This is a genomic window from Anoxybacillus sp. P3H1B, from assembly GCF_001560855.1.
GTDB classification, from domain to species: Bacteria; Bacillota; Bacilli; order Bacillales; family Anoxybacillaceae; genus Anoxybacteroides; species Anoxybacteroides rupiense.
This window is the reverse complement of sequence record NZ_LPUG01000011.1, coordinates 357,439-371,919: the sequence shown is the minus strand read 5'-3', so window position 1 is coordinate 371,919 and position 14,481 is coordinate 357,439. Positions and strand designations below refer to the sequence as shown.

12 protein-coding genes are annotated in these 14,481 nt (G+C 43.1%); all 12 read right to left on the bottom strand.

Annotated elements, in window-relative coordinates; all coding sequences use genetic code 11:
- Positions 1 to 51: 51 nt before the first annotated feature.
- The 12 genes from ymfI to AT864_RS05930 all read right to left on the bottom strand — a co-directional run bounded on the left by ymfI (position 52) and on the right by AT864_RS05930 (position 14,476).
- On the bottom strand, positions 52 to 768 hold the full coding sequence (gene ymfI / locus AT864_RS05985) for an elongation factor P 5-aminopentanone reductase (RefSeq protein ID WP_066147318.1): 717 nt from the start codon (positions 766 to 768) through the stop codon (positions 52 to 54).
- A 51-nt stretch (positions 769 to 819) separates the two neighbouring features.
- A complete protein-coding gene (gene yfmH, locus AT864_RS05980; protein WP_066147316.1) occupies positions 820 to 2,106 on the bottom strand; it encodes an EF-P 5-aminopentanol modification-associated protein YfmH in 1,287 nt (428 codons plus the stop codon).
- On the bottom strand, positions 2,106 to 3,386 hold the full coding sequence (gene yfmF, locus AT864_RS05975; RefSeq protein WP_066147314.1) for an EF-P 5-aminopentanol modification-associated protein YfmF: 1,281 nt from the start codon (positions 3,384 to 3,386) through the stop codon (positions 2,106 to 2,108). Before yfmF ends, yfmH begins: the two co-directional genes overlap by 1 nt.
- A 146-nt stretch (positions 3,387 to 3,532) precedes the next feature.
- Complete coding sequence (locus AT864_RS05970) at positions 3,533 to 4,492, bottom strand: ABC transporter permease (protein ID WP_044746078.1); 960 nt, start codon at positions 4,490 to 4,492, stop codon at positions 3,533 to 3,535.
- The gene (locus AT864_RS05965) at positions 4,493 to 5,539 is read right to left on the bottom strand and encodes an ABC transporter permease (protein WP_044746079.1); all 1,047 of its coding nucleotides are present in this window, start codon (positions 5,537 to 5,539) and stop codon (positions 4,493 to 4,495) included.
- A complete protein-coding gene (locus AT864_RS05960) occupies positions 5,536 to 7,065 on the bottom strand; it encodes an ABC transporter ATP-binding protein (protein WP_044746080.1) in 1,530 nt (509 codons plus the stop codon). The genes AT864_RS05965 and AT864_RS05960 overlap by 4 nt, the downstream gene beginning before the upstream one ends.
- Before the next feature lie 139 nt (positions 7,066 to 7,204).
- Entirely contained in the window at positions 7,205 to 8,290 is a 1,086-nt protein-coding gene (locus AT864_RS05955) for a BMP family protein (protein ID WP_066147312.1), read from the bottom strand.
- 88 nt (positions 8,291 to 8,378) lie between these two features.
- Positions 8,379 to 9,110: a GntR family transcriptional regulator gene (locus AT864_RS05950; RefSeq protein ID WP_044746082.1), complete on the bottom strand. Its 732-nt coding sequence runs from the start codon at positions 9,108 to 9,110 to the stop codon at positions 8,379 to 8,381.
- Between the two features lie 212 nt (positions 9,111 to 9,322).
- Positions 9,323 to 11,635 carry a DNA translocase FtsK gene (locus tag AT864_RS05945; protein WP_066147310.1) on the bottom strand — a complete coding sequence of 771 codons (2,313 nt, stop codon included), beginning with the start codon at positions 11,633 to 11,635 and terminating at the stop codon, positions 9,323 to 9,325.
- 104 nt (positions 11,636 to 11,739) lie between these two features.
- Positions 11,740 to 11,961, bottom strand: coding sequence for a YlzJ-like family protein (locus AT864_RS05940; protein ID WP_066147308.1), 222 nt, complete (start codon positions 11,959 to 11,961; stop codon positions 11,740 to 11,742).
- Entirely contained in the window at positions 11,958 to 12,695 is a 738-nt protein-coding gene (locus AT864_RS05935) for a ClpP family protease (RefSeq protein ID WP_066147306.1), read from the bottom strand. The genes AT864_RS05940 and AT864_RS05935 overlap by 4 nt, the downstream gene beginning before the upstream one ends.
- Positions 12,696 to 12,811: 116 nt before the next feature.
- A complete protein-coding gene (locus AT864_RS05930) occupies positions 12,812 to 14,476 on the bottom strand; it encodes a ribonuclease J (RefSeq protein WP_369815493.1) in 1,665 nt (554 codons plus the stop codon).
- Positions 14,477 to 14,481: the final 5 nt, after the last annotated feature.

The following is a 14,481-nucleotide window of genomic DNA, read 5'->3' as shown; positions in this document are numbered from 1 at the left end:
ATTCAGTTTCACCAATAGTTTATCTATTTGACGTAAAAATATACTTACGTGTTAGCAATACCATCCTCCATTTACACTAATCACTTGCCCTGTAATATAGGAGGCGTCTTCCGAGAGTAAAAAAGAAACGGTTTTCGCTACTTCACTTGGCATTCCAATTCTTCCAAGCGGAATTTCCTCTTCTAATTCCTTTATCTCTGTTTCACTAAATGGCTCAAGCATGTCTGTACGAATCGCCCCTGGAGCAACAGCATTTACGCGAATGCCGCTTGGCGCCAATTCTTTTGCCAGCGCTTTAACAAACGCGTTCTGTCCCCCTTTAACCATTGAATAAACCACTTCACACGAAGCACCTGTCAATCCCCATATGGATGAAATGATAATAATATTTCCATGTTTTTTCTTAATCATCGGCGAAAGCAATTTTTTCGTTAATAGAACAGGGCTTGTCACATGAAGCTGTACCATTCTTTGTACAAGCTCATCACTCATATCCGTTATTAGCCCGTAGTAGCTGATACCGCAATTATGAATCATAACATCGAGCGGGCGGTCAATTTGAGCAAGTAGCGTCTGCACGCCATCCTGCCGAGAAAGATCTGCTTGCACCGCAGCAGTATAAACGTTAGACAACTGCTGTTGCAGGGCTTGAACGTTTTCATAATGTCGGTGATAATGCAAAAAAAGCCCGTACCCTTTAGCAGCTAATTCTTGAGCAATACTCGCGCCAATGCCACCGCTCGCTCCCGTAATAAGTGCATATTTCATCAAGATCCCCCTAAAAAAGCATCCTTTTGTGCAAAAGGATGCTTTTTTGCTTTATTCTTTCGGAACAACCTGGCAAACCGCCAACTGCTTCTGATGAAAGCATTCGTTAGCGACTTTCATTATATCATGAATCGTCAATGACTCCAGTACCGGCACGACTTCAAATAGACTCATCTCATGAAAGGCATATCGCGTAAATTGGTTGGCGATATATTCTGGAGAGTTCAAAGAGCGTAGAAACGCGCCGATCTTTTTCTTTTTCACCCGTTCTAAATCCTCTTGCGCTAACGGCGAGTCCTGAAATGTTAAAATCACCTGCTTAATTTCCGTAGCTAATTTCTCAGGATCATTTGTATCACCGCCAATAACGGCAAAACCGAACTGTTCTTCCTCCGTATAGTCGTAAGCAAACGTTTCATCAATTAATCCTTGCTGGTATAATCGCTCATAATGCTGTGAGCTTTTTCCGAATAAATAATCAAGCAGGACATTCATCGCTAGCTCATGTTTTAATTTTTCCTTCCCTTTTTGCTTGACGGCTTTTGCCTTAATGCCGACCAAACATTTACTCGTTTGAACATGCATTGGAAGCACATGCTTTTCCTTGGCCACTTTCTCTGGTTCTTGATAGTGAAATCGTTGAATTTCAGATGCTTTTGGAAATGATTTTTTTGCTTGATTGCGGCGAATTTGCTCCATCATCGCTTTCTCATCGACTGGTCCGGCAATAAACAGCAGCATGTTGCTTGGATGGTAAAATGTTTCATAGCACTCATATAACAAGTCTTTTGTGATATCAGCAATTGATTCCACTGTTCCAGCAATATCGATTTTGACCGGATGCTGCTGATACATGCTTTCAATCAATCCAAAATAGACACGCCAATCCGGATTATCGTCATACATGCGAATTTCTTGGCCGATAATTCCTTTTTCTTTTTCGACCGTTTGCTCAGAAAAATAAGGAGTTTGAACGAAATCCATCAGCGTTTCTAAATTTTTCTCAACATTTGCCGTGCTTGAAAATAAATAAGCGGTTCTGGTAAACGATGTAAACGCATTGGCTGAAGCCCCTTGTTTACTGAATTGCTGAAACACATCGCCGTCTTCCTTCTCAAACAGCTTATGCTCAAGAAAGTGGGCGATCCCGTCCGGCACGCGCTTCATCTCTGTTGTGCCAAGCGGGACGAATTGATTATCCACTGATCCATATTTAGTCGTAAATGTTGCGTATGTTTTATTGAAGGATTTTTTTGGTAAAATGTATACATCTAAGCCATTGGGCATTTTTTCATAATAAAGCTGCTCCTGTAGCTGTTCATACACAATCTTTTCCATTACTTTTCCCCCTCCATTCCGGTAAGGAAGTAAATCGTATCAAGCTCAATCTGATTAGCAACACGAACAATATCTTCGCGCTGTACCTTTTCGGTTCCAGAAAGCCACTCGTCAATAGGCCGTTTTCGTTCTGAAACCACGTTATGGTAGAGCACTTCTACCATCCCTCTTGGCGTATCAAGCGTCTCAAGCAGCTGGTTGCGAATGACCGCCTTTGTTTGCTCGATTTCGTTGTCGCTAAATTCCCCTTGCTTCATCGCGTTCATTTGCTCATGAATGATTTGCATCGCTTTTTCGTAATTGGCTGGCTCAATTCCTGACATCACCATCAAAAGCCCTTTATGACTCTCCAACCGAGAAGCAGCATAATAAGCAAGACTCGCTTTTTCGCGAACATTAATAAAGAGCTTGGAGTGCGAAAATCCCCCGAATATGCCGTTGAATACCTGTAAGGCATAATAGTCATCATCGTCATACGTAATCTGGGTCCGATAGCCGATGTTCAGTTTTCCTTGCTTGATATCCTGCTTTTCTACAACTTCATGGACATTTGCCACTTTTTTCGGCTGGACATGCGGTTTCTCAGCTGTTCTCGGAAGCTGTCCAGGAAGCTGAAGATGCTGTTGAACCGCTTCAAGCGCACTGGTTTCCTCAATGTCCCCGATAATGTATAGATCCACCTCATCTTCTTGTAACGCCTTTTTGTAATAAGTAAATAATGTGTCTGGCGTAATGGCCTCCACATCTTCGAGTTGGCCATGAGACGGCAACGCATACGGTTCATTTTTGCACATTTCCTCCACTAGCCGCAAATTGGCATAGCGCATTTTATCATCATATGCAGATTGAATCCGCTGCTTTAACGCCCGTTTCTCTTGTTCAACAATCTGCGAAACAAAGCGCCCGTTTTCTAACGCTGGGTGCAGGATGATTTCACTTAAAAGTTGAATCGCCTTATTCAAGAGAGGAGAGGCGTCTTTTAAAAATTTTTCATTCGCCACATCGAGCCGGATCGTGATAATATGAAATTCTCCTTTTTTTGTCAAATCGACATTGAGCATGGCTCCATATAGCTCATCTAAATAAGTTCTAAGCGTTTTCATGCTTGGATGCGTCTTTGTGCCGCTTTGCAGCACATATGGCAAAAGAGCGCGCAATGTTACCGTTTCTTTAGATAAAGGGGCTTTCATCTTCCAAACGAGCGTGCTTGTTTTATATTTATCCGTTTGAACGAAATGCGTGCGGAAGCCTTGAGTAGTGATCGTATTTTCACGGATCAAAAAAACTCCTCCTCTTCATTTGTATTTTTTGCGAATCATTCTAGCTTATTTTTCCTTATCACCAATATACATTTTTGCCAAAATAAAATGCAAATAACAAACAAAAAAAGAACTCGATCGAATCAATCGAGTTCTTCTAAATAGGATTATCGCTTCCCTTTTACATACGGTGTGCCGAGCGCTTTTGGAGCATCGGCGCGGCCGATAAATCCCGTTAAAGCTAAAATAGTTAATACATATGGGGCAATGAGCAAATAAACCGTTGGCACGTTCTTTAAGAACGGGATGGTTTGTCCCACAATACTTAAGCTTTGGGCCAAGCCGAAAAACAACGCAGCCCCCATCGCACCAAGCGGATGCCACTTACCAAAAATCATCGCGGCAAGCGCCATAAAACCGTGTCCAGAAATAGTGGCATGGCTAAAATCACGGGAAATAATTGTCGCATAGACGGCACCGCCAAGTCCGCCGAGCGCACCGCTGATCATGACGGCAATATAACGCATTTTCGCGACGTTGATTCCCATTGTATCTGCTGCCATTGGGTGTTCGCCGACAGAGCGAAGGCGAAGGCCAAACGGTGTTTTAAATAAAATATACCAGACAACAAAAGCGAGGACGATTGCGATATAGGACGGAATATATCCGTTTGAGAAAAATAACGGGCCAATAATCGGAATATGGCTTAACACGGGAATATCAATTTTATCAAATCCCACTTGAATTTGGTCGGTTTGACCTTTCCCGTATATTTTTTTTACTAAAAACAGAGATAAGCCCACTGCCAAAAAGTTAATCGCCACACCGCTCACGACTTGGTCAGCACGAAACGTAATGGATGCGACAGCGTGAAGCAACGAAAAGATGGCACCCACAATCATCGCTACAATAAGCGCCAGCCAAGGAGTAAGCTCGCCGAACGAATCGGCAAAGGTCAAGTTGAAGACAATCCCCGTAAATGCTCCAATTACCATCAAGCCTTCCAATCCGATATTAACAACACCGGAACGTTCGCTGAATACACCGCCAAGCGCAGTGAAAATAAGTGGAGCGGCAAAGAAAAGCGCCGAAGGAATAATAATTTGTAACATTTCGTAAACGCCCACTTATTTTCCCTCCTTTTTAAAACGAGATAATAATAGACGAATAAGATAGCTAGATGCTACGAAGAAAATAATTAACGCGATGACAATATCGACAAGCTCTGTAGGTACATCCGCACTTGATGGCATTTCGAGCGCTCCTACCTTCAGTGCCCCAAATAAAAGCGCAGATAAAATAATTCCGAACGCGTTATTGCTTCCAATTAACGCAACCGCGATCCCATCGAAACCGATGCCAGTAAAGCCTGCTTTTACAGAGATATTTCCGAACGTGCCGAGCCCTTCCATCGCTCCAGCAACTCCGGCAAACGCACCGGAAATGACCATTGATAAAATAATGTTGCGCGGAACATTCATTCCTGCGTATTGAGAAGCATGCTGGTTAAAGCCGACAGCACGCAATTCATATCCTTTTGCTGTTTTTTCAAGCAAAAACCACATGATAATTGCACCGATTAAGGAAATAATAATTCCATAGTGCAACGTTGAATAATCAGTAATGGATTGAAGAAATTCTGATTGCAATGATGCCGATGGATGAACGGTCTCTGATTTAAATCCTTTATCAGAAAGCACAGAACGAATAATGGCATTCGTTACATGCAAAGCGATATAGTTCATCATAATCGTGATAATGACTTCATGCACTTTAAAACGTGCCTTTAAAAACCCGGGGATGAACGCCCATAGCGCTCCCGCCGCTGCCGCTGCCAAAATTGCCAGCGGTAAATGAATCACTTTTGGCAAATCGAGCGAAACCCCTACCCATACTGAAGCAAGCCAGCCAACAATCAGTTGTCCCTCTACTCCAATATTAAAAAGTCCTGTGCGGAAAGCAAAGGCTACCGCTAAACCTGCAAGGATATAAGGGGTGGTTTGACGAATCGTTTCCCCAATATAATAGCTGTCGCCAAACGATCCATATAAAAGGGCTGAATATCCCGCAATAGGATTATACCCGCTTACAAGCATGACAATGGATCCGGCGATCACTCCAAGCAATACAGCAAATACTGGAATAAGAAATTTCGTTAGACGACTTGAATTCATGAAGAAACACCTGCTTCCTTCTGTTTACTGCCTGCCATTAGCAAACCGAGCTCTTGCTCTGTCGTTTCCTTCGGATCGACAATGGCAACGATTTTTCCTTCGTAAATCACAGCAATGCGATCACTGACATTCATGACTTCATCTAATTCAAAAGAAACAAGCAGCACCGCTTTCCCTTGATCCCGTTGCTCAATCAAGCGTTTATGAATAAACTCAATCGCTCCGACATCCAGTCCGCGTGTTGGTTGTGCAGCAATCAACAGCTCCGGATTGCGATCCACTTCGCGGCCGATGATAGCCTTTTGCTGGTTACCGCCAGATAAAGCGCGAGCTGGCGTATATTCGTCTGGTGTACGCACATCGAACTCGGCAATCAATTGGCGTGCTTTGTCATAAATCGCCTTAAAGTTTAAGACACCATTCTTGGAATACGGCTTTTTGTAATAGGTTTGCAATACCATATTTTCGCCAATCGGAAAATCAAGAACGAGCCCATGCTTATGCCGGTCTTGTGGAATATGTCCTACCCCAGCTTCTGTAATTTTACGCGGGGAAAGATTGAAGATATCTTGTCCATTTAAAAGAATGGATCCGGATTCCGCTTTCAGAAGACCTGTAATGGCTTCGATGAGCTCGGTTTGTCCATTGCCATCCACTCCGGCAATGCCGACAATTTCCCCCGCACGAACAGTTAAATTCAAATGGTCAACGACGGTGACTCCCCGAGCATCTTTTACGACTAGATCCTTGATTTCTAGCACTTCTTTGCTAGGCTGTGCCGGTTTTTTATCGGTTTTAAACTGCACTTCACGGCCTACCATCAGTGCGGCGAGTTCATTTGGATTCGTATCGGCAACATTGAGTGTATCAATGCCTTTTCCGCGGCGAATGACCGTCACGCGATCGCATACTTCCATAATTTCTTTTAATTTGTGCGTGATTAAAATAATCGATTTCCCTTCGCGGACGAGTGCTTTCATAATTTGAATGAGCTCTTGAATTTCCTGCGGTGTTAAAACAGCAGTCGGTTCGTCAAAAATAAGAATTTCCGCACCGCGATATAACGTTTTTAAAATTTCTACGCGCTGCTGCATTCCGACAGAAATATCAGCGATTTTCGCCGTTGGATCAACCGCTAATCCATAGCGCTCCGACAGCTCGCGCACTTGCTGCTCCGCATGCTTGATATCAATTTTTCCACCCTTTGTCGGTTCGCTTCCTAGAATAATATTTTCTGTTACCGTAAATGTATCGACAAGCATAAAATGCTGATGCACCATTCCGATGCCAAGATCGTTAGCGACATTTGGATTCGCGATTTTAACAGATTGCCCCTTTACTCGGATTTCTCCGCCGTCTGGCTGATACAGCCCAAACAGCACGTTCATCAGCGTCGATTTTCCAGCGCCGTTTTCTCCAAGCAAAGCATGGATTTCGCCTTTTTTTAATTGGAGAGTAATATTGTCGTTAGCGACGAAGTTTCCAAATACCTTTCGGATATTTAACATTTCAATTACGTATTCCAAACAAATTCACTCCTCTTAAATGAGCATGTTAAAATCATTAAATAAAAAGCTACAAATTTGTGTTTGTAACTTTTTATTTAATGATTTTGGGCGAATAAAAAGGCTAGTAAGCACTAGCCTTTTTATTCAATTTAACCCCTTATTTTAAGCTTGCTTCAAATTTTTTGTATTCGTCGCGAGTAGACGGCACTTTAACTTCGCCATTAATGATTTTTTGCTTCCATTCATCAACGGCCTTTAACACTTCCGGCTTGATGTTATCTTGAGTTGGCGCGATTCCTACTCCATTTTCAGGCAAACCATACTCAAGCGTTTTGCCGCCTGGGAATTGGCCTTCTTTCGCTTTTTTCGCTACATCGTATACCGCAACATCAACGCGCTTAACCATCGATGTCAATGTCACATTGTACGTTTTTCCGCCTACTGTGACTTCACCTTCTGGAGCCTGGTCTTTGTCAACCCCGATGACCCAAAGCTCACGGTTTGGATCTTTTGTTTTTAAGTCTTTTGCTTCAGAGAAGACACCATTACCTGTTGCGCCTGCTGCGTGGTAAACGACGTCAATGCCAGAAGCATACATGCTAGATGCGATCGCTTTTCCTTTATCCGCTTGGTCAAATGCTCCAGCGTATTGCACTTCTACCTTCGCATTTGGGTTTACAGACTTGACGCCTGCAAGGAATCCGCTTTCAAACTTCTCAATTAATGGGATTTCCATACCACCAACAAAACCGATTTTATTGGTTTTTGTTGTCAATCCAGCGACAACTCCTACAAGGAACGATCCTTCATGCTCTTTGAAGGTAATGCTCGCTACATTTGGCTTGTCCACTGTGCTGTCTACGATCGCAAAATGATTTTTTGGCTTTTGCTCAGCGATTTTCGTAATCGCATCTGTCATTAAATAACCAATTCCATAGATTAAATCGTAGTCACTTCTAACAAGCTTGTTTAAATTTGTGGCATAGTCGGTATCGCTTTGCGATTGCAAATAATCGTAACCATCCTTGCCTTTTTTCATGCCATTTTCTTCACCAAATTTTTGCAATCCTTCCCAAGCAGATTGGTTAAACGATTTGTCGTCAATTCCGCCGACATCCGTTACCATTGCTACTGTAAAGCTGTCTTTCTTTTCTCCTGCGTTCTCATCGTTTCCACAGCCGCTAAGCAGCGTGCCGGCCGCAAGGACAAGAGAAAGAGCAAGACCCATGCGTTTTTTCTTCATCACTTTTACCCCCTAGTAAAAATAGTAACTAAAACCCCTTTATATTATCCAATAGATGCCGATGTTCTATGTATGAAATGTCACCCCCTTAAAAATGAACCCGTTTTCGCAGCACATGAAAGCTGAATTTATCAGATTTGAAATAGTTAATGGAATACAAAATGGGTTCATCGTTTTTATCAAAATGCATTTGCTTTAAAACAAGCAAAGCTGTTTCCGGATCGCATTGCAACGTTGGCGACACCTTTTCATGATAACCGACCGGTTCAATATGCGCTACAGCATAGGCAATATCATGATTCGTTTGACTTTGTAAATTTTCAAACAATGATTCGTGTTCGTAAGAAATTCCCTTCGGCAAGTATTTACAAGGAATTTTGTCAACACAGTACACGACTGGCTCACCGTCAGCTGTCCGTACCCGTTCCACAAGCAAAATTTCTTCAGAAGGCGAACATTGAAACCGACGTACATCTTCCTCTGTCGGACTTTGAACAGAAGAGGAAAGAAAAATCGTGCCCGGTTTTCGGCCGGCTTGTTTAATCATATCCGTTACACTGCTTAGCTGTTCAATGCCGGAGGTGAACATCGGCTTTGCATTCACAAATGTGCCGACTCCGTGTCTGCGGATAATGACGTTTTCTTCCTCTAAAATTCGAAGCGCTTCACGCAATGTAGCTCGGCTAACTCCGAGCTGCTTCGACAGCTCAAACTCTGATGGGAGCTTTTGTTTTTCCTTGTAAACGCCTGTTTCAATATCTTGTTTGATACGATCAATGACTTGCAAATATAGATGGCGATTATCAGATTTAATCGACATTCGAAAAGCCTCCACTCAATAGTTTGCAGATATCAGACCTCTGACGTAAGACAAATTAACCTAATCGACATTACTATAACACTTTTTCGCTCATAAATAAATAGGGAATAAAAATTTTGTCGAAAAAAGCAAATATCATTAACGTAAGCGCTTTCAATATGACATGATAATTCAAGCAAATCATTTAAGATTTGCTTGAATTATCCATTATGCTACGATGTTTTCGCGTTTTCTTTTGCCACGAGAACAGCGCGCGGTTTACTTCCTTCGTAAGGGCCGACAACTCCTCTTGCTTCCATCGCATCAATCAATCTAGCAGCACGGTTGTATCCGATGCGGAAGCGGCGCTGCAGCATGGAAACAGAAGCGCTTTGCATTTCCACAACAAGCTGGACCGCTTCCTCGTAAAGCTCGTCGTCAAAATCGGCTTCTTCCTCTACCGTGTCATCCGGAATCATTTCCTCTTGATATTGCGCTTTTTGCTGTGAAATGACAAACTGCACAATCGCCTCGACTTCTTCATCTGATACAAAAGCGCCTTGTACGCGAATCGGCTTAGCGGCTCCCATTGGCAAAAACAGCATGTCACCTCGGCCTAGCAGCTTCTCCGCTCCTCCCATATCTAAAATCGTGCGCGAATCCGTTTGCGAAGAAACACTAAAGGCAATTCGCGATGGGATGTTCGCCTTAATGACTCCTGTAATGACATCTACAGAAGGACGCTGGGTAGCGATAATTAAATGGATGCCAGCCGCCCGGGCCATTTGCGCAAGCCGTGTAATCGAGTCTTCCACATCGGATGAAGCGACCATCATTAAATCGGCGAGCTCATCAACAATCACCACGATATATGGAAGCAGCGGTTGCTTGGCACTCGATTGTTGATTATACCGCTGAATATACTCGTTATATCCCTCAATATTTCTCATTCCCGTATGCGAAAACAGCTCGTATCGTCGCTCCATTTCGCTCACCACTTTTTTTAATGCTTGTGACGCTTTTTTCGGATCTGTCACAACGGGAGCTAATAAATGCGGGATGCCGTTATATACACTAAGCTCCACCATTTTCGGGTCAATCATCATCATTTTGACTTCATGCGGCTTAGCACGCATCAACAGACTGGTAATCATTCCGTTAATACAGACGCTTTTTCCGCTTCCTGTTGCCCCAGCGACTAACAGATGAGGCATTTTGTTAAGCTCTGCCACGATGGCTTCCCCTGAGATATCTCTTCCCAAGCCAATGACAAGCTTAGCATCAGGCTTGTAATTCTCGGTGGCTTCCAATACTTCCCGCAATGAAACAGTGGCTATTTCTTCATTGGGCACCTCGATGCCGATCGCTGATTTTCCGGGAATCGGCGCTTCAATGCGAATGTCCTTTGCAGCGAGGGCAAGAGCCAAGTCGTCGCTTAAGTTGACAATTTTGCTCACTTTCACACCGACATCAGGATATACTTCATACTTTGTAACAGCAGGACCAAGATGAACCTGCGTGACTTTCGCTTTGACTCCAAAGCTCTGAAAAGTCTTTTCAAGCTTCCGAGCATTTGCATAAATATTGTCATGATCTTTTGCTTGATTTGCCGGCTTCGGAAGCCGAAGAAGCTCAAGCGGCGGCAATTGATAATCGACATTTTCCATTTCCGTAAACGACATAGGAGGATTCTGTCCTTCCTCGTCATCCTCTTCTTGCTCAATCGGATCTGCAGTCTGTTCATTTGCTCTTACTGCACTAAAATCAGAAATAATGGGGGGCAATGATATTTCCTCTTCCTCATCAGCCGCTTGTTCCCTCTCTTCTTCCTTTGTTTGATATGTATCTGAACTGGCCGTATCCGATCTCCGTCTCGTTTTTGTTCTTTTTTTCCAGCTGCCTTTGATATCGATGATAAACTCGTTCCATTGCTCGCGCACAAAGGAAACGATCCAAGCAATGACTTTTCCGACCGTTTCATTCAGCGATTTTCCGCTAATTAAAAGCGCACCAGCCACGAAAAGAATCAGGCATATCCATTTTGTGCCGAGCTCATCAAACAATTGGTAGCTTGCAGCGAACAAAAGCGCACCTACCATCCCGCCCCCTAAATCTGGATAGGAGGATGCCCCCTTCATTTCCTGCCAAAAAAGCTCCCATGTCGTGCGGATAATGCTAGGATCTTGAAACTTTCCTTGCCGAGACAATAAATGAAACATCGTTTGATGGCTTAGCAATAAAAGAGCAGCAGCCATCGTATAAACGCCGAGCAGCCAGCGGTTAACAAGCGGAGGCCACATACGCTTCCAAATGACATAGATAGAAGCTAAAAGCAAGCCGAGCAATAGGAGGATATGCCACTCACCAAGAAAAAAGCGGGCAAACGATACAAGCGTCTGACCTACTAATCCAAGCCGCGCCATTCCAATAACGGATAGAGCAAGCATAAGCAATCCTGTCAGTTCAAAACGAAAAGTTGTTTTCCATGTTTGGTTTTTTGCTTGTTTTTTTGTTTGTTTTTTTTGCTGACGCTTACGTTTTGCCATATTTACTCACTCCGATACAAAACTGGAAATGTCGAAAAAAGCAGCCAAGACTGGCTGCTTTTTTTCGCTTGTATTTATTATATCATGCTTAGATCTAGAATTCATTAAGTTTCGAACGACGAAGGAAATCTCTCACCAGGTGCATATTTTTGCTGCAAAAAATCAGCAGGATTTGTGCTTAAATTGCGGACAATCTGCCATTCCTTTGTTTCTGTTTCCTCCACAAGAAATGGAATGCCGTCATAATAAATCACTTTTTGCTTCGTGTACTCGCTGCTGTCTGTTTGAAAAATGAGATGCTCCGGCATCATCGTATATAAGATCATTGCAGCATCGTCCCCTCTGATTTTTTCGCATCAATCATTTCGCGCAGCTTTTTCATTGCTTGAGCTACGCCGCCTACCTCATCAATTAATCCATATTGTACGGCGTCCGGTCCCACCACATTTGTACCGATGTCACGTGTTAAGTTTCCTTTGGAAAACATAAGCTCTTTAAATTTTTCTTCGGTAATTTTTGAATGCTTTGTCACAAAACGAACCACTCGTTCCTGCATTTTATCTAAGTATTCAAATGTTTGTGGTACACCAATGACAAGCCCTGTTAAGCGAATCGGATGAATCGTCATTGTTGCCGTCTCGGTGATGAATGAATAATGACACGAAACAGCGATCGGCACCCCGATGGAGTGTCCTCCTCCTAAAACAATCGAAACAGTCGGCTTAGACAGTGATGCAAGCATTTCAGCAATGGCTAACCCCGCTTCTACATCGCCACCAACCGTATTCAACACCACAAGCAGGCCTTCGATATTTGGATTTTGCTCAATGGCTACAATTTGTGGTATGACATGCTCATATTTTGTTGCTTTATTTTGCGGAGGAAGCTGGATATGCCCCTCAATCTGCCCAACAATCGTTAAACAATGTATATTGGTATCCTGAGTCATTTGCGGTACATTCGTTTGGCCAAGCTGTTGAATATTTTCCGCAACCTGTTCATTTTTTTCACGATTTGGATCGGATTCTGACTCAAATGCTATGTATCGCTCCTTCTCCATCAGCATGCTCCTTTCTTATCATCATACCATTAGTATGTTCTATCTATTAAATAAAAATGCCGATGGAAGGATTCTCCTCCCATCGGCAGCAACATTCGACTTTGAGCATGATTGCATTAAATTTCCATAATAATGGGTAAAATCATTGGCTTGCGTTTTGTTTTTTCGAATAAATATTGGCTGAGCGCCTCGCGCATGCCCATTTTTAATGAAGACCACTCAATCACATAATCTTGCAGGCATTTATTTACAATATTTGTTACCATTTTCGTCGCTTCATCCAGCAGCGTTTCTGATTCCCTCACATATACGAAGCCGCGAGAGATAATTTCAGGTCCAGCCACAATTTTTTTCGCTTCTTTGCTTAATGTTACGACGACAATTAAAATGCCGTCTTGGGAAAGAAGACGGCGATCGCGCAAGACAATGTTGCCAACATCCCCAATTCCTAAGCCGTCGATTAAGATGTTTCCGCACGGAACTTTGCCGCCAAAGCGCGCTTGACCATTACGGAATTCAACGACCTCACCTTTATCAATTAAGAATGTTCGTTCTTCGGAAATACCGACAGCTTTAGCTAGATTAGCGTGAGCTTTCTGCATGCGATATTCTCCGTGAACAGGAATAAAATAGCTTGGTTTCATTAAATTGAGCATCAGTTTGAGCTCTTCCTGGCACCCATGGCCGGATACATGTACATTTTTATAGACCACATGCGCTCCTGCACGATATAAGGCATCCATTGTCTTTAAGTGCAGCAGCTCATGCCCCGGCATTGGCGAAGCAGCAACAATAACCGTATCTCCTTCCTTGATGCTTACATGCTTATGTGTTTGCTTCGCCATTCGCACAAGAGCTCCCATGTGCTCTCCTCGCCCGCCTGTCGTCAAAATGACAAGCTCACGATCTTCGTATTGTTGGAGATCATGAATAGAAATGATCGTTTTTTCTGGAAGCTGCAGGTAGCCTAAGCGGACTGCCACATCCATCACTTTATGTATGTTCTTTCCAACAATCGCTACCTTTCTTCCGTGTTTTTTAGCCGCGTTCAGCACCTGCTGTATTCTTGTAATGTTGGACACATAGCAGGCAGCAATCACTCTTCCCCTTGCATTATAAACAACATCTGATATCGCTTCAGCAACACTCATATCAGATCCGGTATATCCCGGCTTTTCCGCATTCGTGCTGTCCGATAAAAGACACAAAACTCCTTTCTCGCCTATTTGCGCCATTTTCCCTAAATCAGCGTAGTTGGCCCCATACGGAGTTTGATCAAATTTGAAATCTCCGGTATATACGATCGCTCCTTGCGACGTATGGAAGCTAATTCCAACAGAATCTGGAATGCTATGAATCGTCCGAAAGAATGTGACGGTCGTTTTGTCAAAAGCAATTTCGGAATCAGAACGAATTTCGATTAATGGAGCGCTAGCGCTTATTCCTTGCTCTTTTAGCTTCTCCTCAACTAATCCAAGCGTCAATTTCGTTCCATATACAGGAGCTGTAATTTTTTTCAACACGTAGGCAATAGCGCCAATGTGCTCTTCATGACCATGTGTTAAAAAGATCCCCTTAATCTGTTCTTTTCGCTCAACAAGATAGGAAATATCGGGAATGACCTTGTCAATCCCAAGCATTTCATCCTCTGGAAACATTAAGCCTGCATCAACCATAAAAATATCTTCATCCAATTCGATAATATACATATTTTTCCCGATTTCTCCTACTCCTCCAAGGGAAAATATGCGTATCTTTTCTACTTTTGTCCTCAATGGCACGTCCT

What these genes read in the sequence shown, in the direction of transcription:
- yfmH (WP_066147316.1), bottom strand. Translation starts at nt 2,106, where the DNA reads ATGGAAAAGATTGTGTATGAACAGCTACAGGAGCAGCTTTATTATGAA.
- AT864_RS05955 (WP_066147312.1), bottom strand. Translation starts at nt 8,290, where the DNA reads ATGAAGAAAAAACGCATGGGTCTTGCTCTTTCTCTTGTCCTTGCGGCC.
- AT864_RS05935 (WP_066147306.1), bottom strand. Translation starts at nt 12,695, where the DNA reads ATGGAGAAGGAGCGATACATAGCATTTGAGTCAGAATCCGATCCAAAT.
- AT864_RS05950 (WP_044746082.1), bottom strand. Translation starts at nt 9,110, where the DNA reads ATGTCGATTAAATCTGATAATCGCCATCTATATTTGCAAGTCATTGAT.
- ymfI (WP_066147318.1), bottom strand. Translation starts at nt 768, where the DNA reads ATGAAATATGCACTTATTACGGGAGCGAGCGGTGGCATTGGCGCGAGT.
- AT864_RS05940 (WP_066147308.1), bottom strand. Translation starts at nt 11,961, where the DNA reads ATGATCTTATATACGATGATGCCGGAGCATCTCATTTTTCAAACAGAC.
- AT864_RS05945 (WP_066147310.1), bottom strand. Translation starts at nt 11,635, where the DNA reads ATGGCAAAACGTAAGCGTCAGCAAAAAAAACAAACAAAAAAACAAGCA.
- AT864_RS05965 (WP_044746079.1), bottom strand. Translation starts at nt 5,539, where the DNA reads ATGAATTCAAGTCGTCTAACGAAATTTCTTATTCCAGTATTTGCTGTA.